Source organism: Massilia sp. 01N417, assembly GCF_056399645.1.
The window spans coordinates 105,102-129,362 of sequence record NZ_JBFTRS010000019.1 but is presented as its reverse complement, the minus strand read 5'-3'; the positions used below and the strand labels follow the sequence as shown (position 1 = coordinate 129,362).

Below are 24,261 nucleotides of genomic sequence, written 5' to 3'. Positions count from 1 at the left end.
TCATTTTTTGGGAAAGGTGGTATCCGTGATCTCGCGCCATGGGGGTGGGACATCGGGGAGCATGAAATGGTTGCAGTCATGCTCCTGCGGCATGTTTTTTTTCAGGCACTGGTAATGCGCGACGATGCGCCGGACCATCTTGTCGATGTCGGGCAGGAAGTCGGGATTCGATTTCAGGTCGCCGGTCGCCATCGTGAAGCGGGAAAAATCGACGTAGAAGCTGGACTCCGTGATCTCCCGGGGCAATTGCTCCGGATGCTGGGTCATGATGACGGGAATGATCAGGTGGCTGGGCAGCGCATACCACTTGCCGCGCTCGATCTCCAGCTGGCGCATGGCGGCGTACTCGCGCCGCGTGTAGGCATGGGCTTCGTACTTGGGGGTGTAAATCAGGATCATGCAGACGCTCTCGCACATCGCGCGTGCGATCTTGCGGTCGAGGTCGTCGCCGCCGCCGAGCTGTTCGGTATCGACGAAGAGTTCATCTTCGTGGTCGAAGTAGGGTTCCAGATAGCAGCGCAAGGCGTCCGCCAGGGTGGCCTTGAAGCGCTGCATGAGCTCGTGCCGCCCATGGGCATAGCTGAAGAAACAGCCGTAACGGATCGACATTCCCTATTCCCTTTCATCGCCGCCACCGGCAGCGGACCCTGCTGACTCTAGCAAGCCATGCATCCCGCATGTTGTGGAAGCACAAGCGCCCCGCCAGCCTCGGCCGTCGTGCCTTGCGGCATAATCCCGACTTTGAAGTGGCATCGAACAGGAGAATCAAATGAAAGCCGTCGTCTGCAAGGCGTGGGGCCCACCGGACAGCCTGGTGGTGGAAGAACGTGCGGACCTGGTTCCGGCAGCGGGACAGGTGGTGGTCGACGTGAAGGCGGCCGGCGTCAACTTCCCGGACGTGCTGACCGTGCAGGGCAAGTACCAGGTGAAGCCGGCGCTCCCCTTCACCCCGGGCAATGAATTTGCCGGCATCGTGCGCGCGGTCGGCGACGGCGTCACTGCGTATCAACCGGGCGACCGCGTGATCGGTTTCACCCGCACCGGCGCCTTCGCCGAGCAGGCCCTGGCCCCGAGCGAGATGCTGATGCCGATGCCGGCCGACATGGACTTCGACGTCGCCGCCGCCATCACCCTCACCTACGGCACCTCGCACCACGCGATCGTCGACCGCGGGGGACTCCAAACCGGCGAGACCATGCTGGTGCTGGGCGCGGCCGGCGGCGTCGGCCTGGCGGCGATCGAGATCGGCAAGGCCCTCGGCGCGCGCGTGATCGCGGCCGCTTCCAGCCCCGAAAAGCTGGCGGTGTGCAAGGCCCACGGCGCCGACGTCCTGATCGACTACGGCAAGGAAGACCTGCGCGAAGCGATCAAGGCCGCCACCGGTGGCCGCGGCCCGGACGTGGTCTACGATCCGGTCGGCGGCGTCTACAGCGAGCCGGCGCTGCGTTCGATCGCCTGGCGCGGACGCCACCTGGTGGTGGGATTCGCCAACGGCGAGATCCCGAAACTGCCGTGGAACCTGATGCTGCTGAAAGGCGCCTCGGTGGTCGGCGTGTTCTGGGGCGACTTCGTGCGCCGCGAGCCGCAGGCCAACCTGGCGGCGATGCGCCAGATGCTGGGCTGGATGGCGGAAGGCAAGCTGCGCCCGCTGGTATCGCGCCGCTACGCGCTGGCCGATACCGCGACCGCCTTGAACGACATGGCCGAACGCAAGGTCACGGGCAAGGTCGTGATCGTACCGGAGGAAGGACGATGAGCAAGGACGAACAATTGAACCCCGACAGCCTGGCCGCCCTGCGCGCCCGCTTCGAACAGCAGTCGCGCAAGGCCCAGGCCTATTACACGGTCATGCACGCGGTGCGCGCCGTGCTGGGCGGCGACGATGCCGCCAGCGCCTGGATGGAAGCGCCGCTCGCCGCATTCGAGGGCCGTACGCCGGCCCAGCTGGTGAACGAGGGCCGTGTGGACGAGGTGCTCGCCCACGTGCGCACCCTCAAGGCCTGAGCGCCGGCGCCCGCGCTTATTCGGCCGGGGCCGCCTCGCGGACCCGGACTTCGCGCTGGCGCAGCTCGGCGGCGCGCTTTTCCCAGTAGTGGGCGTTGGGGATGCCCAGCGCCACCGGATCGAATTCCGGATCCTTCCCGAGCGCCTTCTGCGCCTCGTAGTCGCGCAGGCACTTGAAGGCGGTGTTGCGCATCAACAGGATGGCGACGATGTTCAGCCAGGCCATCAGGCCCACGCCCAGGTCGCCCATCGCCCAGGCGACGTCGGCCGTCTTCACCGTACCGTACACGGTGGCGCCGATGATCACGACCTTCAGCAGGACGTTCATCCAGGGGCGCGGCGTGTGGCGGTTGATGTAGGCGATATTGGTTTCGGCGATGTAGTAGTAGGCGACGATGGTCGTGAAGGCGAAGAACAGCAGGGCCAGCGCGACGAAGATCGAACCGAAGCCCGGCAGCACGTTTTCCAGCGCGGTCTGCACATAGCCCGGACCGGCCGCCACGCCCCGCACGCCCTGGTAGATGTGGCTGCCGTCGGCACGTTCGACGTTGTACTGGCCGGTAATCAAGAGCATGAAGGCGGTGGCCGAGCACACGAACAGGGTGTCGATATACACCGAGAAGCCCTGCACCAGCCCTTGCTTGGCCGGGTGGCTGACCTCGGCGGCCGAGGAGGCATGCGGGCCGGTGCCCTGCCCCGCCTCGTTCGAATACACGCCGCGCTTGACGCCCCACTGGATCGCCATGCCGATGATGGCGCCGAAGCCGGCGTCCAGGCCGAAGGCCGAGCTGAAGATCAGCTTCATCACATGCGGCAGCTGGCCGATGTTCAGGAAGATGATGACCACGGCGACGATGATGTAGGCCAGCGCCATGAAGGGCACGACGATTTCGGCGAAGTGGGCGATGCGCTTGACGCCGCCGAAGATGATGAAACCGAGCACGATCGCCAGGCCGGCGGCGGTGACGTTCGGGTCGATGCCGACCGCGGTCTTGAGGCCGTCGGCGATCGAGTTCGCCTGCACCCCGGGCAGCAGCAGGCCGGTGGCCACCACGGTCACCACCGCGAACAGCCAGGCATACCATTTCACGCCCAGTCCCTTCTCGATGTAGAAGGCCGGACCGCCGCGGTACTCGCGGTTGATCTGTTCCTTGTAGACCTGGCCCAGGGTCGATTCGACGAAGGCCGAGCTGGCGCCGAGGAAGGCGACCGCCCACATCCAGAACACGGCGCCGGGGCCGCCGAAGGTGATGGCGGTGGCGACGCCGGCGATGTTGCCGGTGCCGACCCGGCCCGCCAGGGTCATCGCCAGCGCCTGGAAGGAGGACACGCCCTGGTCCGAACTTTTACCTTCCATCATCAGCCGCGTCATCTCGCGCATGTGGCGCACCTGCAGGAAGCGCGAACGGACCGAGAAATACAGGCCGGCGCCCAGGCAGAGGGCAATCAGGGCCGGGCTCCAGACGTAGCCGTTGATGGCGTTGACCAACTCATTCATCGATAGTGTCTCCTTGGCTTGAGATCGTTACAAAGTTGTATATGCAACAATTGGCTACAAGATACCCGAAGCGCCTGAGCCTGCCTATCACTTTTTCCCGCCGGGCGCCGCCCTGCTATGATGGCGTCATCATGTGCGTCAACTACCGCCCTCCCCTGCCCGAACAGCTGGACATGGTCCTCGGCACCCTGGTCGATTTGTACAGGGACTGGGACTGGCCCACCGAAACCTGGAAAGACTACCTGGCGCCCATCGTGCGCACGGATGCGAACAACCAGCGCATGCTGAGCCTGGCCAGCTACGGCATGGTCCCGCGCCGCCACATCCCGGCCGGCGTGAAGGTCTTCGATACCATGAATGCGCGCGCCGAGTCGATCGGCGAGAAGCGTTCCTTCGCGCCCGCCTGGCATCGCACCCAGCTGTGCGCGGTGCCGATGACCTGCTTCTACGAACCGAACTACGAAAGCGGAAAGGCCGAGCGCTACGGCATCGGCATGGCCGACGAAACGCCCTTCTTCGTGGCCGGACTGTGGCGCGAGTGGCGCGAGATGGACGGCAAGGTGGCGACCTCCTTTACCCAGATCACCATCAACGCCGACGAGCACCCGCTGATGAAGCGCTTCCACAAGCCGGGCGACGAGAAGCGCGCGCTGGTGGTGCTGCCGCCTGGGGACGTGGATGCCTGGCTGGCCTGCCGCGATCCGGAACTGGCGCGCAGCTTCCTGCGGCATTATCCGGCCGAGCGGATGAAGGCGTGGGCGGCGCCGGCGGCGCCGCGGGCGAAGAAGGTGGTGGTGCCGGAGACGGGATCGCTGTTCTGACGTCACGCGTCCGGTTTCGGCTGCCTGAAAAACTCGATGACGTCCGCCTGCACCCGCGTACGGCGGAACGGCGGCAGGCTCTGCCAGATGCGGCGGCCATAGGGCTTGCTGATCACGCGCGGGTCGCACAGCATCAGCACGCCGCGGTCGTCGACGTCGCGGATCAGGCGGCCGGCGCCCTGCTTCAGGTTGATGATCGCTTCCGGCAAGGTGTGGTGGACGAAGCCGTTCATGCCCTTCTTTTCCATCACCTCGATGCGCGCCGCCAGCACCGGATCGTCCGGCGGGGCGAAGGGCAGCTTGTCGATGATGACCAGCGACAGCGCCTCGCCGCGCACGTCCACGCCTTCCCAGAAGCTCTGGCTGCCCACCAGCACGGCGTTGCCTGCGTTGCGGAAGGAGTCCAGCAGCTCGGTGCGGCCGCGCTCGCCCTGCACGAACAGCGGGAACTCCAGGCCGCGCGCGGCGAATTCCTCGCGCAGGCGCTCGGCCACGCGGTTCACCGCGCGGATCGTCGTGCACAGGAAGAAGCAGCGCCCGCCGGCCGCCTCGATCACCGGCAGCGCCATGTCGACCACCGCGTCGGTGTAGCCGAAGGTGTTCGGTTCCGGCAGGCCGGTCGGCACGTACAGGATGCCCTGCTCCTGGTAATTGAAGGGGCTGGGCCAGGTGCGCGCCGGTTCGCCGGTCATGCCCATCTGCGAGGTGAAGTGCTTGAAGTCGCTCTTCACCGCCAGGGTGGCGGAAGTGAAGATCCAGCTGCGCGGCGTGCCTGCGCGCTGGCCGGCGAAGATCGGCGCGATCGACAGCGGGGTCTTGTGCAGCTGTAGCGAGGACGAGAAGGCCTCGACCCACAGCACGGCGTCGGCGCCGCCGAACTGGCTGTAATCCTTTTCCTTCGGGTCTTTCTTGACCGGCGCCTGCTTCCAGTCCTTGAAGTTGTCCAGCAGTTCCACCGCGCGCACGCGGCACTGCTCGATGGTCTCGGCGCGCTCGGCGTTTGCTTCGAGCACGTCGACCATGCCTTCCAGTTCTTCCTTCAGCTTTTCCAGGGCCGGGAAGAAATCCGAGCTCGGAGGGATCTGCGGCAGCGACAGGCGGGTGCCGCCTTCCGGGAAAGTCAGGCGCAGGTCGCGCGCGGCCTTCTCGACCACCATCACGACCTTGGCCCAGTCCGGGCCGCCGCGCGCGTGGGCGAGGCCTTCGGCCAGCACGTCGCGGCACAGTTCCAGCACCTGGGAGGTCGACACCGTGGTGCCGAAGAACAGGGTCGCGACTTCCGGCAGCTGGTGGGCCTCGTCGAAGACGATGGTGTTCGCCGACGGCAGCAGTTCGGCCATGCCGCCCTCTTTCAGGGCGACGTCGGCGAAGAACAGGTGGTGGTTGACCACCACCACGTCGGCCTGCTGGGCCTCGCGGCGCGCCTTCATCACGAAGCAGTCCTGGTAGTACTGGCATTCCTGGCCGACGCAATTTTCGCGGGTCGAGGTCACCAGGTTCCACACGGAGGCGGTCTCGGGCACCTTGGCCAGCTCGGCCTTGTCGCCCGAGTTGCTCATCTTGATGAAGCGCGAGATCTCGCGCAGGTGGCCGACGTCGTCGCGCGAGGTCAGGCGGCCGTTCTGCAGCGTGCGCTCGAGGTGGTAGTGGCAGACGTAGTTGGCGCGGCCCTTCAGCAGGGCCACCGAGACCGGCGCGCGCAGGGCCTGGCGCACGTTCGGGATGTCGCGCGAGAACAGCTGGTCCTGCAGGTTCTTGGTGCCGGTCGAGATGATGGTCTTGCCGCCCCACAGCAGGGTCGGCACCAGGTAGGCAAAGGTCTTGCCGGTTCCCGTGCCGGCCTCGGCGATGAGGGTGCCCTGGTTGCCGATGGCATCGGCGATCGCCTTCGCCATCTCGGTCTGCGACTGGCGCGGCTTGAAGCTGCCGACGGCGGGCGCGAGCGGGCCGTTCGGGCCGAAGATGCGGTCGATCTCGGCGTCGTATTTACCAGGCGCAGCAGGTACATGCGACTCGGCGCCGGACTCGGCGGAGGAATCGGCGGGAAGCGCTGCGGCGGCGTCGGCGGGAGTGGCCTCGGCATCGAGGCCGGGCATGGGCAGGTGATCGGTCAAAGTCGTCGGAAAGGGTAAAACCGCCAGCTTACGCCGGCACGTCCGGCACCAACTGCATTTTCAGCAAAGTGATGTGATCCTTCAGCTGCAGCTTGCGCTTCTTCAGACGGCGCAGCTGCAACTGGTCGGAATGACCGTCGCGGGTCAGCATGTCGATGACGGCGTCGAGGTCGCGATGTTCCACGTCGAGTTCAATAATACGGCGCTGGATCTCCTGGACGTCGATCATAGTGGACATTTCCGAACTAAAGGGCTGATGCTGGGGTGGGAGGACGCGAATCGTCGTGATTCTTCGTTACGGCTTGCAACTGTAGTGCAAACCAGTGCATAGTTTAATCTACGCCGACGTTGCCGCCAACAAAGATCGGCACGCCGGTATCGGAAAGCCACGTTTATGAGTTCATACAAGTTAGAAGCGGGAACCGCGCAGCACATCGGCAACCGTCCGCAGCAGAACGATCGGGTCGCCCTGATGACGGGCGCCCGCGCTCCCGGATACGTGCTGGCGGTGCTGTCCGACGGCATTGCCGGCGCGGCCGCTTCGGAACAGGTGTTGCACACGGCCAAGCAGGTGTTCGACCTGTTCAAGCCCGGCGACGGTCCTGCCGTCCAGCGTTTGGAGCAACTGCTGCGCGATATCGTGCAGGAGACCCACCTGGTGATCAAGATGAACGCGGTCAGCCATCAGCTCGATGCCCACGCCAGTTTCGTCGGCCTGCTCCTGAGCCCGCATGGCGAAGCCGTCTGGGCGCACGTCGGCGATTCCCGCCTCTACCACTTCCAGAACGGTGCCTGCCTGGCACGCACCAACGACGCCGCCTATGTCGAGCACCTGGTCTCGAGCGACCGCCTGCCGCCCGACGCGGCAAAGAACCACCGGAAGTCCAAGCTGCTGGTGAACGTACTTGGCAATGGCCGCAAGGATCCTTACGTCACCGTCGGCCACCATACGGGCCTGGCCGCGGGCGACGTCTTCCTGCTGGCGTCGGACGGCTTGTGGCATTTCTTCACCGATGCGGAACTGGGCGCCGCCACCTCGCGGGCAACGCCGCGCCAGGCGGCCGAGATGCTGATCAACAAGGCCGGCGAGCGCTCGCAGGGCAAGGGCGGCAATTGCACCATGGCGATCCTCAAGCTGGTACAGCCGCCTCAGGAAGCGGGTAATTACACGGTGCAGAAGCTTAAACGCGCGGTGTAATGTGCGCGTGGGCACGGTGTGCCCACCCTACGGCAAACGGCAATACGTACGGCGGGCACGGGGTGCCCACCTACCCGTTCATTGCGCGGCCGGGGCCGGGGCCGGCGTCTTGGCCGCCTTGGCCTTGTCTTCCTCGGCCTTCCTGGCGGCCTTCGCCGCCCGCTCCGCCTTCTTGCGCGCGACTTCGCGCTGGCGCTCCTCCGACTCGGCCTTGCGGCGTTCGAAGTCGCGCACGCTCTGGGCGCGCCTGGATGCGCCGGCGGCTTCCTTGGCCTGGGCGGCCTTCAGGCGGGCGTCGCGCTCGGCGATGCGGCCCGGCACCGTGGGCGCGCGCGGCGGCGGCGCTTCCTCCACGGTCTTCGGCGGCGGCGGCGCCTGGGTCGCCATGCGGGCTTCCTCTTCGCGGTAGCGCTTGTCCGCCTCGGCCAGCTTGCGGTCGCGCTCGTCGACCGCGGCCTGGCGCTTGAAGCGCTCGGCCTGCACCTCGATCGCGCGCTGGGCCGCCAGGGCGGTGCGGTGCTGTTCCTTGGCTTCGTCCAGGCAGCGGTTCACGAAGAACTTGTCGTAGCAGACCCGCTCGCGCTCGGCGAAGCGCGACTCGATGATCGCGCGTTCGCGGGCCACGGCGGCCAGTTGCTGGTCGGCCTGGGCCACGGAGGTCACCGGCGGCGGCGGCATTTCGCGCGGCGCCGGGCGGTTGGCGGCGCAGGCGGCCAGCAGGGTGCACAGCAGGGCTCCCTGGACGCCGAGGACGGCGCGGCGCATGAACGGATGAGCTTTCATCTTCTTTTTTTCCCTTAGGCGAGCGAATCGGCGGCGCCGCGGCGCTCCGCCACCATGTATTCGCGCGATTGCATCTCAATGATACGCGACACCGTGCGATGGAACTCGCCCGCCATCGCGCCTTCCGTGTACAGCTGCTCCGGCGCCACCTCGGCCGACATGATCAGCTTGACCTTGTGGTCGTAGAACACGTCGATCAGCCAGGTGAAGCGGCGCGCCGCCGAGGACATCGACGCCGACATGCGCGGGATGCCGGACAGGATCACGGTGTGGAACTGGCTGGCCAGCTCCAGGTAGTCGTTCTGCGAGCGCGGGCCATTGCACAGGGTCGCGAAATCGAACCAGATCACGCCGCCCGCGCGCCGCAGTGCGCGCAGTTCGCGCTGTTCGATGTGCACCACCGGACTTTCGTCGGCGGTATCGGCGATCTTCGCATAGGTCTCGCGCAGCGCGTGGTCGCTGGCCGCGTTCAGCGGCGTGTAATAAGCCTGCACCTGCTCCAGCGTGCGGTGGCGGTAGTCGATGCCGGCGTCGACGTTCATCACGTCCAGCTTGTCCTTCAGCAGCGCGATGGTCGGCAGCATGCGGTCGCGGTGCAGGCCGTCCGGATACAGCTTGTCCGGATCGTAGTTCGAAGTCATCACGAAGGACACGCCGTTGGCGAACAGCGCGGACAGCAGGTTGTACATGATCATCGCGTCGGCGACGTCGTTGACGTGGAATTCGTCGAAGCAGATCAGGCGGTATTTCTTGGCGATGCGCTTGGCGACTTCGATCAGCGGGTCTTCCATGCCTTTCAGCTCGTCGAGCTGGCGGTGCACGGCGCGCATGAATTCGTGGAAGTGCAGGCGGGTCTTGCGCACCACCGGCACCACCGAATAGAAGCTGTCCATCAGGAAGGACTTGCCGCGCCCCACCCCGCCCCACATGTACACGCCCTGGGGCACGTCGGGACGGTTGATCAGGCGCTTGAAAGCGGACGACCGCTGGGCCTTGTAGTGGACCCAGTCGTCGTACGCCTGCTGGAGACGGTCTACCGCGCGCTGCTGGGCCGCATCGGACTTGAAGCCGCGCTCGGTCAGCGCGTGCTGGTAATACTCTTGGACGTTCATGGAATACCGGTGGGGGATTAACGCACCGTGGGCACGGTGTGCCCACCCTACGGATGCCGACGACCGGCATGTAGGATGGGCACCCCGTGCCCACGTCACGTGTGTTGCTTAGAAGTTCAGCGAACGCTTGTCGACGGCGAGCGCGGCTTCCTTGGTCGCTTCGGACAGGGTCGGGTGAGCGTGGCAGATGCGGGCGATGTCTTCGGCCGAGGCCTTGAACTCCATCGCCACCACGGCTTCCGAGATCAGCTCGGAAGCGACCGGGCCCACGATGTGGACGCCCAGGATCTCGTCGGTGGCCGCGTCGGCGATCACCTTGACCATGCCGGTGGTGTCACCCAGGGCGCGCGCACGGCCGTTGGCCATGAACGGGAAGGTGCCGGCCTTGTACGCGACGCCGTCCTTCTTCAGCTGCTCTTCGGTGCGGCCGACCCAGGCGATTTCCGGCGAGGTGTAGATCACCCACGGAATCGTGTTGAAGTTGACGTGGCCGTGCTGGCCGGCGATGCGCTCGGCAACCGCGACGCCCTCTTCTTCCGCCTTGTGCGCCAGCATCGGGCCGCGCACGACGTCGCCGACTGCCCAGATGCCCGGCACGCCGGTGCGGCACTCGTCGTCCACGGCGATGAAGCCGCGCTCGTCGAGCTGCAGGCCGACGGTCTCGAAGCCCAGGCCGATGGTGTTCGGCACGCGGCCGATCGAGACGATCAGGCGGTCGAAGGTGGCGGTCTGCGCGGCGCCGGTCGAATCGGCGTATTCCACGGTGACGCTGTTGTCGCCCTTGGTGATGTTACCGATCTTCACGCCCAGGTGGATGTCCAGGCCCTGCTTGGTGAAGGCCTTCTGCGCTTCCTTGGCGATCTGCTGGTCGACCGCGCCCAGGAAGGCCGGCAGGCCTTCCAGCACGGTGACCTTGGCGCCGACACGGCGCCACACGGAACCCATTTCCAGGCCGATCACGCCGGCGCCGATCACGCCCAGCTTGCCTGGCACGGCGTCGATGGCCAGTGCGCCGGTGTTCGACAGGACCAGCTTCTCGTCGAACGGGGTGCCCGGCAGTTCGCGCGGGTTCGAGCCGGTGGCGACGATTACGTTCTTGGCGGTAATGGTGTCGGTGGTGGCACCGGAGACCTTGATCGTGAAGCCTTCGCCTGCCTTGCCGGCGAAGGTGCCGCGGCCGTGGAAGAAGGTGACCTTGTTCTTCTTGAACAGGTAGACGATGCCGTCGTTGTTGGCCTTGACCACGCCATCCTTACGCTTCAGCATCTGGGCCAGGTCCAGCTCCAGGCCCTGCACGTTGATGCCGTGCTCCTTGAAAGCGTGGCCGGCGTGCTCGAAGTGCTCCGACGATTGCAGCAGCGCTTTCGACGGGATGCAGCCGACGTTGGTGCAGGTGCCGCCCAGGGCCGGACCGCCCTTGGCGTTCTGTGCCTCGTCGATGCAGGCGACTTTGAAGCCCAGCTGGGCAGCGCGGATGGCGGCCACGTAGCCGCCGGGGCCGCCGCCGATCACGACGACGTCAAATTGTTTTTCGCTCATTATTTTTTCCCTTCTACGTCATTCCCGCGAAAGCGGGAATCCATGCTGAGCCACACATCGCGCGGCGTATGGGTTCCCGCTTTCGCGGGAGCGACGGTTGATAGTTATTCTTCCGGTACGAAGATCCACAGCAGCAGGTAAATCACCGCCCCAAACCCGAACGTGAGGGTGAACAGCGTGAAGACCAGCCGCCACACCCACGATTCCACACCCGAGGCCTTGGCCAGGCCGCCGCATACGCCGCTGATCCAGCGGTCGGTGCGCGAGCGGCGCAGGGTGTTGAGCTCGTCGGCGAAGCTGCCGTTGCCGCTACCGCTTGCAGCGGTGTCCTTGTTCAGGTTCACCGTCGACGCGGACAGGATCTTCGCCTTGGCCTGTTCGAATTCGGCGTCGGTCAGGGCGCCGGCCTGGTGCAGCTCGTGCAAGCGCTTGATTTCATCGGCAATCATGGTGACTCCCTTCCATCATTCAACAGCACGAGCGCGCCGGGCGGCGCGCCCTTCCAACGGGTGATTACAGGTCCAGCAGCAGGCGGGCCGGATCTTCCAGCGCGTCCTTCATGGCCACCAGGCCCAGCACGGCTTCGCGGCCGTCGATGATGCGGTGGTCGTAGGACATGGCCAGGTAGTTCATCGGACGGATCACGATCTGACCGTTCTCGACCACGGCGCGGTCCTTGGTCGCGTGCACGCCCAGGATCGCCGACTGCGGCGGGTTGATGATCGGGGTCGACAGCATCGAACCGAAGGTGCCGCCGTTCGAGATCGAGAAGGTACCGCCGGTCAGGTCTTCCAGGGTCAGCTTGCCTTCCTTGGCTTTCTGGCCGAATTCACCGATCTTCTTCTCGATTTCGGCGATCGACATCTGGTCGGCGTTGCGCAGGATCGGCACCACCAGGCCGCGCGGCGAACCGACGGCGATACCGATGTCGAAGTAGCCGTGATAGATGATGTCGTTGCCGTCGACCGAGGCGTTCAGGATCGGGTACTTCTTCAGCGCGTGCACGGCGGCCTTGACGAAGAAGGACATGAAGCCCAGCTTGACGCCGTGTTGCTTCTCGAAGTTGTCCTTGTACTTGGCGCGCAGGTCCATGACCGGCTTCATGTTGACTTCGTTGAAGGTGGTCAGGATCGCGTTGGTCGACTGCGACTGCAGCAGGCGCTCGGCGATACGGGCGCGCAGGCGGCTCATCGGCACGCGCTCTTCCGGACGGTCGCCCAGGTTGGCCGGGGCCGGCGCGGAGACTTGCGGCAGGGCCGGCTTGGCGGCTTGCTGCTGCAGCGGTGCCGGAGCGGCCGGCGCAACGCCTTTGTTGGCGACGGCGGCCAGGGCGTCGCCCTTGGTCACGCGGCCGTCACGGCCGGTGCCGGTGGCGTCGGCGGTGCTCATGTTGTTGTCGGCCAGGATCTTGGCGGCGGCCGGCATGGCGACGTCGCCTTTCGAGCCGGTGGCTGCGGAAGCCTGCGGTGCCGGTGCGGCGGCCGGTGCGTTGGCGACCGGGGCCGAGCTGATGCCGATCGGGCTGGTCTGGGCCGATGCTTCGGTGTCGATGATGGCGATGGTTTCGCCCGAGACGACGGTGGCGCCGTCGGCCTTGATCAGTTGCACGATCACGCCCGCGCTCGGGGCCGGCAGTTCCAGGACCACCTTGTCGGTTTCGATGTCGATCATGTTCTCGTCGCGCGAAACGGCTTCGCCGACTTTCTTGTGCCAGGACAGCAGGGTCGCTTCAGCAACCGATTCCGACAGTTGGGGGACCTTGACTTCGATTTGTGCCATTTAAAACTCCGTTATTTATTCTTTGCGAAAACCCCGCGCCGTCTGCAACGGCGCGGGGTGCTCATGGGCTTGCGATCTACCGATCTATGTTACTTGGTGAGAATGAAGCCCTTGAGCTTCGAGAACGCGGTTTCCAGCAGTTCCTTCTGCTGCGCCACGTGCTTGTCGGCGTAACCGACGGCAGGCGACGCCGAAGCCGGACGGCCGGCGTACGACAGGCGCTGGCCCGATTCCATGCTTTCGAACAGATTGTGCTGGATCTGGAACCACGGGCCCTGGTTCTGCGGCTCGTCCTGGACCCACACCACTTCGGTCGCGTTCGGGAACTTCTTCAGTTCGGCGACGAAAGCCTTGTGCGGGAACGGATACAGCTGTTCGATACGCACGATCGCGGTGTCGTTCGCATTGCGGGTCTTGCGGGTATTGACCAGGTCGTAGTAGACCTTGCCCGAGCAGACCAGCACGCGCTTGACCTTGTTGGCGTCGATCTTGTCGTCCAGTTCACCGATCACGGTCTGGAAGCCACCCTTGGCCAGGTCGGTCAGCGGCGAGCCGGCGTCCTTGTTACGCAGCAGCGACTTCGGCGTGAAGATCACCAGCGGCTTGCGGAACTGGCGCACCATCTGGCGGCGCAGCAGGTGGAAGATCTGGGCGGCGGTGGTCGGCTGCACGACTTGCATGTTGTGGTCTGCGCACAGCTGCAGGAAGCGCTCGATACGTGCCGACGAGTGCTCCGGACCCTGGCCTTCGTAGCCGTGCGGCAGCATCAGCACCAGGCCCGAGGCGCGGCCCCACTTGACTTCGCCCGACGCGATGAACTGGTCGATCACGACCTGGGCACCGTTGACGAAGTCGCCGAACTGGCCTTCCCAGATGGTCAGGGTGTTCGGCTCGGCGGTCGAGTAGCCGTATTCGAAGCCCAGCACCGCTTCTTCCGACAGCACGGAGTCGATGACGGTGAAGTTGGCCTGGTTGTCCGACACGTTCGCCAGCGGCAGGTAGATGCCCTGGTCCCAGCGCTCGCGGTTCTGGTCGTGCAGCACGGCGTGGCGGTGCACGAAGGTGCCGCGGCCGGCGTCCTGGCCCGACAGGCGGACGGCATAGCCCGACGACAGCAGCGACGCGTAGGCCAGGTGTTCGCCCATGCCCCAGTCGAGGTTCATCTCGCCCTGGCCCATCTTGGCGCGGTCGCCCAGCACCTTCTCGACCAGCGAGTGCAGCTTGAAGTTTTCCGGCACGGTGGTGATGCGCTGCGACAGGCGCTTCAGCTCGGTCAGCGGCACGGCGGTGTCGGCGGCGTCGGTCCACTTCTTGTTCAGGAACGGCGCCCAGTCGACGGCGTACTTGTTCTTGAAGTCGGTCAGCACCGGATCGATGGTGTGCTTGCCGGCGTCCATGGCGTTGCGGTACTCGGCCACCAGCTGGTCGCCGCCGTCGGCGGGGATGGCGCCCTGCGCAGCCAGCTTGTCCGCGTACATCTTGCGGGTGCCCGGGTGCTTGGCGATCTTCTTGTACATCAGCGGCTGGGTCAGGGCCGGGGTGTCCTGCTCGTTGTGGCCCAGCTTGCGGTAGCAGACGATGTCGACGACCACGTCCTTATGGAACTCGGTGCGGTAGTCCATCGCGATCTGGGTCGCCAGCACGACGGCTTCCGGATCGTCGGCGTTCACGTGCAGCACCGGTGCTTCGATCATCTTGACCACGTCGGTGCAATAGATGGTCGAACGGGCGTCGCGCGGGTCCGAGGTGGTGAAACCGATCTGGTTGTTGATGACGATGTGGACCGTACCGCCGGTGCCGTAGCCGCGGGTCTGGGCCAGGTTCAGGGTTTCCATGACCACGCCCTGGCCGGCGAAGGCGGCGTCGCCGTGCACCAGGATCGGCAGCACTTCCTTGCCCTTGCGGTCGCCGCGGCGTTCCATGCGCGCCTTGACCGAACCCTCGACCACCGGGTTCACGATTTCCAGGTGCGACGGGTTGAACGCCAGCGACAGGTGGACCGGGCCGCCCGGGGTCGAGATATCGCTCGAGAAGCCCTGGTGGTATTTCACGTCGCCTGCCGGCAGGTCGTCGGCGTGCTTGCCTTCGAATTCTTCGAACAGCTCGGACGGGGCCTTGCCCAGGGTATTGACCAGCACGTTCAGGCGGCCGCGGTGGGCCATGCCGATCACGATTTCCTGCACGCCCTGCTCACCGGCGCGCTGGATGACTTCGTCCATCGAGGCGATGAAGGACTCGCCACCTTCCAGCGAGAAGCGCTTGGCGCCGACATACTTGGTGTGGAGGTAACGCTCCAGGCCTTCGGCCGCGGTGAGGCGCTCGAGGATGTGCTTTTTCTTCTCGAGGGTGAAGGCGGGGGTCGAACGGATCGATTCCAGCTTTTCCTGCAGCCAGCGCTTTTCGGTCGGGTCGCTGACGTACATGAACTCAGCGCCGATCGAACGGCAGTAGGTATCGCGCAACATGTTCAGCAGGTCGCGCAGCGAAGCGTCGTCCTTGCCGAAATAGGTGTTGCTGATGTTGAATTTGGTGTCGAGGTCGGCTTCGGTGAAACCGTAGAAGGCGGGGTCCAGTTCCGGGATCGGCGGGCGCTCCTGGCGCTGCAGCGGGTCCAGGTTGGCCCAGCGGGAACCGAGGTAGCGGTAGGCGGCGATCAGCTGGGTGACCGACACGCGCTTGCGGCCGAGTTCTGCATCCGGGGAGGCGCTGACGGTGCGGATCGGACCCTGTTTGGCACGTTCGGCGAAGGAGGCGATCACGGAGGAGTGATCCACGTCCGGCTTGGCGGTACCGTCGACGGCGGGCATGTGCTGCATCGCGTCGAAATAGGCGCGCCAGTTGTCCGGCACCGAGCCCGGGTTGTTCAAATATGCTTCGTACAACTCTTCAACGTACGGCGCATTACCGCCGAACAGATACGAGTTGGCTTCGTATTGTTGCATCATTCTTGCTCACCTTTCTTCGCGCTTCGCGAGTTTGGGGCGGGTTAGTCTAACCTTCCGCGACACGGCCTGACCGGTTAGCGGATCGCACTTACTACTCAAGTTGTGGGGGAAGGACTCTACAAGCGGGACATTTGCGGTGGATCAATGCAGCAGATCATCGCCGCGTGCTGCCAATTTGCGCACAACATTGTAACGCAAGCGGCCGAGCAGGACAGCGCGCAGAGTTGTTTTTATTTGTTACTGTGTAGCATCGAGCATGCCATCTCAGCGGCTGAGTTGACCGGCTAAATGATAATCGTTATCATTTGCCTTATGCATCCGACCAATTCATCTCAATCCAGCCAGCCATCCGCCTCCCTCCCCGGCCCCAGCCGCGCCGTCTGGCTGCGCCAGCTGCATCAATGGCACTGGATCAGTTCCGCCATCTGCCTGATGGCGATGCTCCTGTTTAGCATCACCGGCTTCACCTTGAACCACGCCTCGCAGATCGAAGCGAAACCGCAGGTCACGCGCCAGAAGGCCGCGCTGCCGGCCCCGCTGCGCGAGCGCCTGGCCGCCTTCGCCGACAGCCATGCGGACGCCAGGCTGCCGCTGCCGGACGCGGTCGCGGCCTGGGCCAATCGGACCTTCCCGGTCGACGTGCGCGGCCTGAACGCCGAGTGGAGCGAAGAGGACGCCTACGTCGCCCTGCCCCGCCCGGGCGGCGACGCCTGGCTGCGCATCGGCGTCGACGGCCAGGCCGAATACGAAAAAACCGACCGCGGCTGGATCTCCTGGCTCAACGACATGCACAAGGGCCGCAACGCCGGCGCCGTCTGGAGCTGGTTCATCGACATCTTCGCCGGCGCCTGCCTGGTGTTCTGCATCACCGGTTTCCTGATCCTGAAATACCACGCCGCCAACCGGCCGTCGACCTGGCCGGTGATCGGCTTCGGGATCGTGCTGCCGATCGTGCTGGCCCTCCTGTTCGTTCACTGAGTTTGCTTCCTACAACTACGAAAGAAAGTCCATGAAACTGTCCCGATCGCTCGCGCTGACTCTGCCGTTGGCCCTGCCCCTGGTATCGAACGGCGCGATGGCCGCCGACCTGACCGTCAAGTTCGAACTGCCGCAGCTGAACGTGGCCGAGTACCACAAGCCCTACGTCGCGATCTGGATCGAGCGTGCCGACCAGAGCGTGGCCTCGACCCTGGCTGTGCTGTACGACGTCAAGAAGAAGGACAACGCCGGCACCAAATGGGTCAAGGACCTGCGCACCTGGTGGCGCAAGGCCGGCCGCGACGTCGAGCTGCCGATGGACGGCGTGTCCGGCGCGACCCGCCCGGCAGGCCTGCAGGCCTTGAATTTCTCGACCGCCAAGGCCGGCCTGGACAAACTGCCGGCCGGCGACTACAAGCTGGTCATCGAGGCCGCGCGCGAAGCCGGCGGCCGCGAACTGGTGCGCGTGCCCTTCACCTGGCCCGCCAACGGCAAACTGGCCGCCAACGCCGCCGGCAGGGAAGAGCTGGGCGCGGTATCGATCTCGGTCCAATAAGGAGGCAGCATGCAAGGCAAATTCATGAAACAGTTCGTCATCGCCGCCGCCCTCGCCGGCATCGCCTGCGCCGCCCAGGCCCATCGTCCGTGGATGCTGCCGACCAGCACCTTCATCGAGACCGACCGCGAAGCCTGGGTCACGATCGACGGCGCCGTCTCGGAAGGCCTGTTCAACGTCGACCACATGCCGCTGCGCATGGATGGCCTGACCGTCACCGATCCGGACGGCCAGACCGCGCCGGCCCCGGCCGCCACGGTCGGCAAGTTCCGCTCCAGCGTCGACCTGAAGCTGCCGAAGGACGGCACCTACCGCGTCACGCTGGCCGCGACCAATGTCATGGGCAGCTACAAGCTGAACGGCGAGATGAAGCGCTTCCGCGCCACCGAGCAGACGGCGGACAAGGAAGTGCCGGCCGGCGCGACCGAGGTCAAGCGCACCACCATGGTCCAGCGCCAGGACACCTTCGTCACCCTGAACAAGCCGAGCAACGGCGCCCTCAAGCCGCTGGGCAGCGGCCTCGAAATGGTGGCGCTCACCAACCCGACCGAGCTGCGCGCCGGCGAAAAGGCCACCTTCCGCTTCCAGCTGGACGGCAAGCCGCTGCCCAACTTCCCCTTCAGCCTGATCCCGGGCGGCGTCAAGTACCGCGGCACGATCAACGAAGTGCGCCTGACCACCGACGCCAAGGGCGAAGCCAGCTTCACCTTGCCGGCGCCGAACATGTACTGGCTCAGCGCCAAGTATCCGGCAACCGAGCAGGCGAATGCCCCGCGCGGCCCGGGCGCGGAAGGCCCGGCCGACGCCAAGCGCTACAGCTACTCGGCGACCCTCGAAGTCCTGCCGGAGTAAGCGGTCCAGCATGCGCGCCGTTCTCGTTCCGCTGGAGATCGACCCGGTCCTGCCCGAAGCCGGCAGCCGCCCGCACGGGCTGGCCGGCACCTCGATGGGCACCGACTGGTCGGCCCGGATGCTGCTGCCTCCCGGCCTCGACGTCGACCTGCAGGCCGCCCTGCAGCAGGAGCTGGACGAGATCGTCGCGCAGATGAGCCACTGGGACGCCGGTTCCCTGCTGTCGCGCTACAACCGCGCGCCGGCGGGCAGCTGGCGTGCGCTGCCGCCGCAGTTCTTCGCCGTGATGGACTACGCGCTGTCGGTGCATGAAGACAGCGGCGGCGCCTACGACCCGGCCGCGGGCGCGCTGGTGAACCTGTGGGGTTTCGGCCCGACCGGCCGCTACGACCAGGCCGGCTTCTATGCGCCTGCCGGCGACGCGGTGGCCGCCGTGATCGCCCGGCGCCAGGAACAGCGGCCGCGGCTCGACCGCGAAGGCCGGCGTCTGTACCAGCCGGGCGGCGCCATCCTCGACCTGTCCTCGGTGGCGAAAGGCTTTGCGGTCGATTGCCTGGCGCGGCGCCTGCAAGCGCTGGGCGTGCGCCACTACCTGGTCGACATCGGCGGAGAACTGCGCGGCGCCGGCGTCAAGGCCGATGGCCAGCCCTGGTGGGTCGAGCTGGAAGGCGTGCCCGACAGCGCCGGCGCTCCGGTACTGCAATCGGTGGTGGCGCTGCACGGGCTGGCGGTGGCCACCTCCGGCGATTACCGGCGTTACTTTCATCACGCACGCCGGCGCGCCTCGCACACCCTGGATCCGCGCACCGGGGTCCCGATCGACAACGGCGTCGCCTCGGTAACGGTGCTGGCGCCGACCTGCATGGCGGCCGACGCCCTCTCGACGGCGCTGACCGTGATGGGCCCCGATGCCGGCCTGCCCTTCGCCGAACAGCGCGGTCTGGCGGCCCGCTTCCTGCTGCGCACCGGGCACGGCCTGCGCGAAATCGACACACCGGCCTGGCGCGCACTGCTGCAATGAACATGATGACGATCGAACCGCTGCGCTGGGGCAGCGCCCTGCTGCTGTCCACCAGCTACCTGGCGATGTGCGCCGCCTATTTCCGCGCCGCCCGCGCCCGCTCGGCAGCGAATGCCGCGCCGGCCGACTGGCTGGTCGTCTACGCGAGCCAGACCGGCAGCGCCGAAGTCCTCGCGCGGCGCAGCGCCAGCCTGCTCGCCACCGGCGGCCTGGCGGCGCGCGCGGCCTGCATCTCCAACCTCGACGAAGCCGGCCTGCGCGGCGCGACGCGCATCCTGTTCATCGCCAGCACCTACGGCGAAGGCGACGCCCCGGACACCGCCGCCCGTTTCGCCGGCCGCCTGATGGCCGAAGGCGTGGACCTCCCCCACCTGCACTACGCCGTGCTGGCCCTGGGCGACCGCAGCTACGCCAACTTCTGCGGCTTCGGCCGCGCCCTCGACGCCTGGCTGGCCCAGGCCGGCGCCACGCCGCTGTTCGAGCGCATCGACGTCGACCGCGGCGACGCAAAGGCGCTGGAAGACTGGCAACACCACCTCGGCCGCCTGGCCGGCACCATGGACGCCCCCGACTGGGAAGCGCCGGCCTACGCCGACTGGCGCATCACCGAACGCGAGCTGCTGAACCCGGGCAGCCTGGGCGCTCCCCTGTACCGCCTGGCGCTGGCGCCTGCGGACGGCCAGCTGCCCGCCTGGGAAGCCGGCGACCTGGCCCAGGTCAGCGCCCCGGCCGACCCGGCGCACCCGCGCGAATACTCGATCGCGTCCATCCCGTCCGACGGCAGGCTGGAACTGCTGGTACGCCTGCAAAGGCACGAGGACGGCAGCCCCGGCGCCGCCTCCGGCTGGCTGTGCGAAAGCGCGGCATCCGGCGATGCGATCCGCCTGCGCATCCGTGAACACGCGCGCTTCCGCCTCGGCGACAATGCGCGCCGGCCCATGCTCCTGATCGGCAATGGCAGCGGCCTGGCCGGCCTGCGCGGCCTGCTGCGCGCCCGCATCGGGCTCGGCATGAAGGAAAACTGGCTGCTGTTCGGCGAACGCAACCGCGCGCACGACTTCCTGCTGCGCGGCGAACTGGAAGGCTGGCGCGAGTCCGGCTGGCTGCAGAAGCTGGACCTGGCGTTTTCGCGCGACCAGCAGGAGCGCCTGTACGTGCAGGACGTGCTGCGTGCCCAGGCGCCTTTCGTGCGCGAGTGGATCGAACGCGGGGCCGCGATCTATGTGTGCGGCAGCCTGCAGGGCATGGCGGGCGGCGTGCACGATGCCTTGACCGATATCCTTGGCGAAGACCTGCTTGAACAGTTGACCGCCGACGGGCGCTATCGGCGCGACGTGTACTGAGCGCTGTATCGGGCGCTCAAGCCCACAGCCGTTTCCACCAGCCGGTCTTCGGCCTCGCCCGCAGGTCCTTCAGTTCCTGGAACGGGACGGCATCGAACGCGGCGTCGGTTTCGGCGTAGTGGAAGCCGCTGAACTCCTTCGCGAGGATCAGCGGGATGTCCATCAAAAAGTAGCCGTCCAGGTCCTCGCTGTCTTCCGGCGTGACGTGCGCCAGCAATTCCTCGAAGCGGGGCGGCAGCTCGCCTTCGTGGCCGAACTCTTGCGGAATCTCGCCGCCGGCGTAGTGGACCTGCCAGATCCGCCTGCCATCCCGCCACAGCTCGGACATCGACCACGACACATGCTCCTCGACCGAGCAGGCCAGCGCTTCGCAGCCCGCCGACAGCCGGGCCATGCTGTCGGCCTCGATGATGCGGTGCGCGCAGTCGAGGGCCGCGACCAGGTGGGCGCCGCCGGCCAATGGATGCGCGGCGATATCGGTCTCGAGGATGTCACAGTCCCTCCCCGTCGGCGCCAGGTCGAGCCTGGCCAGGATGGTGTCCGCATCGAGTCCCCTGACCGCGACCCATGCCATCGAAATGCCCATGATGTCCCTATCCTTATCAGCCTGGAATCCGGACAAGCTTATCAGGACCCGGCGGCGCGAAATGCGCACTTTGTCACCTGCTGCGGGGCTCATCACGTGTCATCAAGCCGACACGAAGGCGCGCCAAGCTGGCCGCCTCTCTCTTTTTTCGCCCTACTCTTCCCACCTGACGGGAACGTTCAGCACTTCGCGCTCGTTCCAGGCCTGGACCGTCGCGGACACCACCGTCGGCTTCGCGGGCGCCGCCGTGATCGGCCTGCTGTATTGCAGCGTCTGGGTGTAGTACCGGTATCCCGGACCCAGGCGTTCCGCGACCAGCCGGCTGGCCTTGCGGCCGGCTTCGCCGTCCAGGATGCGCACCTGCACCACCGCGGCGCCCACTGCGAGGACGACGCCGATGACCAGCGGGATGCGCGCGCTGTGCGCGGGCCGGCCGGCGCGCACGCGTGCCGCAAGCAGCAAGGGGTGACCCAGGGCGCCTGCCGCGATGCCCATCATCGCCATCCAGAGCAGCCAGGGAATGCAGCTCAGGGCGAACTGGATCGGGTACAGGCGGATCTGGGTGAGCGTCAGGCTGGCGGGGACGACGACGAAAGGCAGGACCGGCCCAAGCAGCATTCCGCCGATCACCAGCAGCGCCAGCCAGCGCACGACGGCATGCACCTTCATGCCGCCGAACAGGATCAGGAGTCCGGCCAGTATGCCGATGATCCTGAAATTGATCATGCCCGGCGGGGCAAACACGATCCCGTAGGCCAGGTCGGCGATGCCGAGACCGATGACGAATAAGCCCGCGCGCCGGGCGATCCAGCGGGCGTCCTGCGGCGCCGTCGTGTCGCTCACAGCTTCACCTCGAGATTCACCCCCACCCGCACCGACGCCGGATTGAAGTTCGTCTCGCGCGAGGTGCCGGACGCATCGCGGTAGTAGCGGTCCGAGGCATTGTCCTGGCCGAGGATATTGTTGGCCGACAGACGCAGCTGGTAGCGCGGATTGAACTTGTACAGCAGGTAGGCGTCGAGGTCGCGGCGCGACTGCTGGTACTGGGACTGGCCGTCGGAGATGCGGACCCAGCCGCCCTTCTGCCAGGACAGGCTGCTGCCCGTGGTCAGGTCGCCCTTGCGGTAGTCGACACCAAAGGTGGCCGACATCGGGGTCTGGCCGTCGAGGCGGTTGCCGGGACCGGGCACGGCGGAAACGTGCGACCAGTTGCGGCTGAAGCTCGCCCGCAGGTCGAAGCCACTGAGTCCGTCGGCCAGCAGTTTGCCGGGCGCCTTGGCTTCCAGCTGCAGCGAGCGCACCAGCGCGTCGCCGTCGTTGACCGGGCGGTAGACCCAGCGTCCGTCGGCGTCGAGGTCGAGGCGGGTACGGATATAGTCCGAGATCGCGCGCCGCGACACGCTCGCCGAGAACATCGCACCGTCCTTCAGGAAGTGTTCGTAGGTGAGGTCGATGCCGTTCGCCAGTTCGGGGCGCAGGCCCGGGTTGCCGCTGGAGTCGGCGTCGAAGCGGGTGTTGACCGGGGTCTCGTAGCGGCGCGCGGTGAGCTGCTCGACCATCGGCGCTTTATACGTGCGGGTCAGGGCCAGGCGCAGCTGGCGTCCGCTGTCGCCGGGGAATTTGTAGAGGGTCTGGGCCACGGGGCTCAGCACGTGGTTGCGCGACGTCGTCGACAACTTGCCGGTGCCCGGCTCGGTGGCCTCGCTGTCGGTCTGCACGCCTTCCCAGCGCGCGCCGAGGTAGACCGAGAGCTGCTTGTCGATGTTCCACTCGTTCTGCACGAAGCCGGCCAGGCGCGTGATCTTCGGCTCGAAGGTCTCGACGGTGTGGGTAGGCAGCTCCTGGTTCAGGCGGTCGTTGCGGTTGCGGACTTCGTCGCTGGCCTGCACGCTCGCATCCAGGCCGGCCGCCAGCGAGTGGCCGTCGAACAGCGAGCGCGTGTACTTGCCGCGCAGGCTGGTGCGGCGGCCGCGGTTGACGGTGTCCCAGTCGCGCAGCAGGCGCTCGGTGTGTCCGGCGGTGTAGCGGTCGGTGAGCGAATCGCTGTAGTTGCGGCTGCGCTCGCCCGACACCTTCAGGTCCAGCTTGCCGCCGGCGATCTTCGCGATCCAGCCGAGCTCCATCTGCCCCATCCAGCCACCCGACGGCGTCCCGCTCAGGGTCTCGACATAGTCCGGATTGCCGAAGCTGCCGACCAGGTTGTCGTTCAGGCTGCGTCCGCCCCAGTTCATGCGGTTCGCATGCGCCATGCCCGACAGGTTCAGCTCGTCCCCATCCGGGAACTTCCAGTTCAGGCGCGGCGACAGCACGGCGCCGCGGTAGCTGCCGTCACTGTCGTTGCGCGAGGTGCGCGATTGCGTCACCTGCCCGGACGGCAGCGTGAACACTTCGCTGCCGGTCGATTGATTGTCGTTGTCGCCGCCGTACAGGCCGATGTAGGCGAAATACGAGAGCCTGTCGATCTTGTCGGCCAGGTTGATGCCGACGTTCGCGTTGCGGCTTTGCTGGGAACGGAAGCCCGACAGGCGCAGGTCGTGCACCGCCTTCGAGGTCACCTTCTTCAGCACGATGTTGATGGTGCCGGCGATCGCCTGCATCGAATACTCGGCGCTGGCGGCGCGGATGATCTCGATGCGCTCGATCTGGTCGGGCGTCAGCGCATCCATGTTGAAGCCTGGCGGTGGACGGTCGCCGTTGACCAGGATCTGGGTATAGCCCGCGCCCAGGCCGCGCATGCGCAGGGTCTTGCCGGTCACGGTCACGCCCGGCGCGCGCTTGAGGACGTCGTAGATGTTGTCGTCGCCGTACTTGCGGATCTCCTCCGCGTTCATGACGGTCTTGCTGGCGGTGTCGTCGCGGCGCGGATCGTAGTCGCTGGCCGCGCCCTTCACCTCGACGGTCGAGATCTTGCCATCCTTTTTCGGTGGCGCTTCCCTGGCGGCGGCAGGTTCGGCCGCGGTTTGCGCCGAGACGGCCGGCTGGGCCGCGCTCTGGGCAAGCGCGGCGGCTGGCAGGGTCGACAGGGCGAGGTGGACGGCGGCGAGGCGGCGGTGCTGGAGGATCATGAAGGGCTGGGTGGCGTTACTGAACAGCCCGTCACGATAGCAAATGCATGGCGCCTAAATTGCGCCA

22 protein-coding genes are annotated in these 24,261 nt (G+C 66.4%); 9 read left to right on the top strand and 13 right to left on the bottom strand.

Annotation, left to right across the window (positions count from 1 at the left end):
- The gene (locus AC1DOQ_RS19855; RefSeq protein ID WP_477368145.1) at window positions 1-609 is read right to left on the bottom strand and encodes a toll/interleukin-1 receptor domain-containing protein; all 609 of its coding nucleotides are present in this window, start codon (window positions 607-609) and stop codon (window positions 1-3) included.
- A gap of 160 nt (window positions 610-769) precedes the next feature.
- Between AC1DOQ_RS19855 and AC1DOQ_RS19850 the strand changes: the two genes are divergently transcribed.
- Window positions 770-1,756 (top strand): NADPH:quinone oxidoreductase family protein, encoded by a 987-nt coding sequence (locus AC1DOQ_RS19850; RefSeq protein WP_477368142.1) that lies wholly within the window; start codon window positions 770-772, stop codon window positions 1,754-1,756.
- Entirely contained in the window at window positions 1,753-2,004 is a 252-nt protein-coding gene (locus AC1DOQ_RS19845; protein WP_477368139.1) for an MbcA/ParS/Xre antitoxin family protein, read from the top strand. The genes AC1DOQ_RS19850 and AC1DOQ_RS19845 overlap by 4 nt, the downstream gene beginning before the upstream one ends.
- Before the next feature lie 16 nt (window positions 2,005-2,020).
- Here the strand turns inward: AC1DOQ_RS19845 and AC1DOQ_RS19840 are convergent, their stop codons facing one another.
- Window positions 2,021-3,502, bottom strand: coding sequence for an alanine/glycine:cation symporter family protein (locus AC1DOQ_RS19840; RefSeq protein ID WP_477368136.1), 1,482 nt, complete (start codon window positions 3,500-3,502; stop codon window positions 2,021-2,023).
- 131 nt (window positions 3,503-3,633) lie between these two features.
- On the opposite strand from AC1DOQ_RS19840, the gene AC1DOQ_RS19835 reads away from it, so the two are divergent.
- Complete coding sequence (locus AC1DOQ_RS19835; RefSeq protein WP_477368133.1) at window positions 3,634-4,323, top strand: SOS response-associated peptidase; 690 nt, start codon at window positions 3,634-3,636, stop codon at window positions 4,321-4,323.
- A gap of 2 nt (window positions 4,324-4,325) precedes the next feature.
- On the opposite strand, the gene AC1DOQ_RS19830 is transcribed toward AC1DOQ_RS19835, so the two are convergent.
- Both AC1DOQ_RS19830 and AC1DOQ_RS19825 read right to left on the bottom strand, forming a co-directional pair.
- Window positions 4,326-6,419 (bottom strand): ATP-dependent DNA helicase, encoded by a 2,094-nt coding sequence (locus tag AC1DOQ_RS19830; protein ID WP_477368130.1) that lies wholly within the window; start codon window positions 6,417-6,419, stop codon window positions 4,326-4,328.
- A gap of 46 nt (window positions 6,420-6,465) precedes the next feature.
- Window positions 6,466-6,666, bottom strand: coding sequence for a YdcH family protein (locus AC1DOQ_RS19825; RefSeq protein ID WP_258847070.1), 201 nt, complete (start codon window positions 6,664-6,666; stop codon window positions 6,466-6,468).
- A 165-nt stretch (window positions 6,667-6,831) separates the two neighbouring features.
- On the opposite strand from AC1DOQ_RS19825, the gene AC1DOQ_RS19820 reads away from it, so the two are divergent.
- Window positions 6,832-7,635, top strand: coding sequence for a PP2C family protein-serine/threonine phosphatase (locus AC1DOQ_RS19820; protein ID WP_477368126.1), 804 nt, complete (start codon window positions 6,832-6,834; stop codon window positions 7,633-7,635).
- A gap of 78 nt (window positions 7,636-7,713) precedes the next feature.
- On the opposite strand, the gene AC1DOQ_RS19815 is transcribed toward AC1DOQ_RS19820, so the two are convergent.
- The 6 genes from AC1DOQ_RS19815 to AC1DOQ_RS19790 form a co-directional block, all read right to left on the bottom strand.
- A complete protein-coding gene (locus AC1DOQ_RS19815) occupies window positions 7,714-8,418 on the bottom strand; it encodes a hypothetical protein (protein WP_477368123.1) in 705 nt (234 codons plus the stop codon).
- A gap of 14 nt (window positions 8,419-8,432) precedes the next feature.
- Window positions 8,433-9,530: a cell division protein ZapE gene (gene zapE / locus AC1DOQ_RS19810; RefSeq protein WP_442121909.1), complete on the bottom strand. Its 1,098-nt coding sequence runs from the start codon at window positions 9,528-9,530 to the stop codon at window positions 8,433-8,435.
- Between the two features lie 108 nt (window positions 9,531-9,638).
- Window positions 9,639-11,069, bottom strand: a complete 1,431-nt coding sequence (lpdA, locus tag AC1DOQ_RS19805; protein WP_477368120.1) for a dihydrolipoyl dehydrogenase — start codon at window positions 11,067-11,069, stop codon at window positions 9,639-9,641.
- 104 nt (window positions 11,070-11,173) lie between these two features.
- On the bottom strand, window positions 11,174-11,518 hold the full coding sequence (locus tag AC1DOQ_RS19800; RefSeq protein WP_477368117.1) for a PspC domain-containing protein: 345 nt from the start codon (window positions 11,516-11,518) through the stop codon (window positions 11,174-11,176).
- Between the two features lie 64 nt (window positions 11,519-11,582).
- On the bottom strand, window positions 11,583-12,848 hold the full coding sequence (gene odhB, locus AC1DOQ_RS19795; protein ID WP_477368114.1) for a 2-oxoglutarate dehydrogenase complex dihydrolipoyllysine-residue succinyltransferase: 1,266 nt from the start codon (window positions 12,846-12,848) through the stop codon (window positions 11,583-11,585).
- Between the two features lie 89 nt (window positions 12,849-12,937).
- Window positions 12,938-15,793, bottom strand: coding sequence for a 2-oxoglutarate dehydrogenase E1 component (locus tag AC1DOQ_RS19790; RefSeq protein WP_477368111.1), 2,856 nt, complete (start codon window positions 15,791-15,793; stop codon window positions 12,938-12,940).
- 312 nt (window positions 15,794-16,105) lie between these two features.
- Between AC1DOQ_RS19790 and AC1DOQ_RS19785 the strand changes: the two genes are divergently transcribed.
- From AC1DOQ_RS19785 to AC1DOQ_RS19765, 5 genes are read left to right on the top strand one after another with little or no spacing between them, the layout of a single operon-like run.
- A complete protein-coding gene (locus tag AC1DOQ_RS19785) occupies window positions 16,106-16,771 on the top strand; it encodes a PepSY-associated TM helix domain-containing protein (protein WP_477368108.1) in 666 nt (221 codons plus the stop codon).
- A gap of 31 nt (window positions 16,772-16,802) precedes the next feature.
- Window positions 16,803-17,327: a DUF2271 domain-containing protein gene (locus AC1DOQ_RS19780; RefSeq protein WP_477368105.1), complete on the top strand. Its 525-nt coding sequence runs from the start codon at window positions 16,803-16,805 to the stop codon at window positions 17,325-17,327.
- A 24-nt stretch (window positions 17,328-17,351) separates the two neighbouring features.
- Complete coding sequence (locus AC1DOQ_RS19775) at window positions 17,352-18,179, top strand: DUF4198 domain-containing protein (protein ID WP_477368102.1); 828 nt, start codon at window positions 17,352-17,354, stop codon at window positions 18,177-18,179.
- Between the two features lie 10 nt (window positions 18,180-18,189).
- Window positions 18,190-19,200, top strand: a complete 1,011-nt coding sequence (locus tag AC1DOQ_RS19770) for an FAD:protein FMN transferase (RefSeq protein ID WP_477368100.1) — start codon at window positions 18,190-18,192, stop codon at window positions 19,198-19,200.
- 2 nt (window positions 19,201-19,202) lie between these two features.
- On the top strand, window positions 19,203-20,543 hold the full coding sequence (locus AC1DOQ_RS19765; RefSeq protein ID WP_477368097.1) for a sulfite reductase subunit alpha: 1,341 nt from the start codon (window positions 19,203-19,205) through the stop codon (window positions 20,541-20,543).
- Window positions 20,544-20,559: 16 nt separating this feature from the next.
- On the opposite strand, the gene AC1DOQ_RS19760 is transcribed toward AC1DOQ_RS19765, so the two are convergent.
- The 3 genes from AC1DOQ_RS19760 to AC1DOQ_RS19750 all read right to left on the bottom strand — a co-directional run bounded on the left by AC1DOQ_RS19760 (window position 20,560) and on the right by AC1DOQ_RS19750 (window position 24,194).
- Entirely contained in the window at window positions 20,560-21,129 is a 570-nt protein-coding gene (locus tag AC1DOQ_RS19760; RefSeq protein WP_477368094.1) for a hypothetical protein, read from the bottom strand.
- A 153-nt stretch (window positions 21,130-21,282) separates the two neighbouring features.
- Complete coding sequence (locus AC1DOQ_RS19755; protein ID WP_477368091.1) at window positions 21,283-21,972, bottom strand: hypothetical protein; 690 nt, start codon at window positions 21,970-21,972, stop codon at window positions 21,283-21,285.
- Window positions 21,969-24,194: a TonB-dependent receptor plug domain-containing protein gene (locus AC1DOQ_RS19750; protein ID WP_477368088.1), complete on the bottom strand. Its 2,226-nt coding sequence runs from the start codon at window positions 24,192-24,194 to the stop codon at window positions 21,969-21,971. The genes AC1DOQ_RS19755 and AC1DOQ_RS19750 overlap by 4 nt, the downstream gene beginning before the upstream one ends.
- Between the last annotated feature and the right edge of the window lie 67 nt (window positions 24,195-24,261).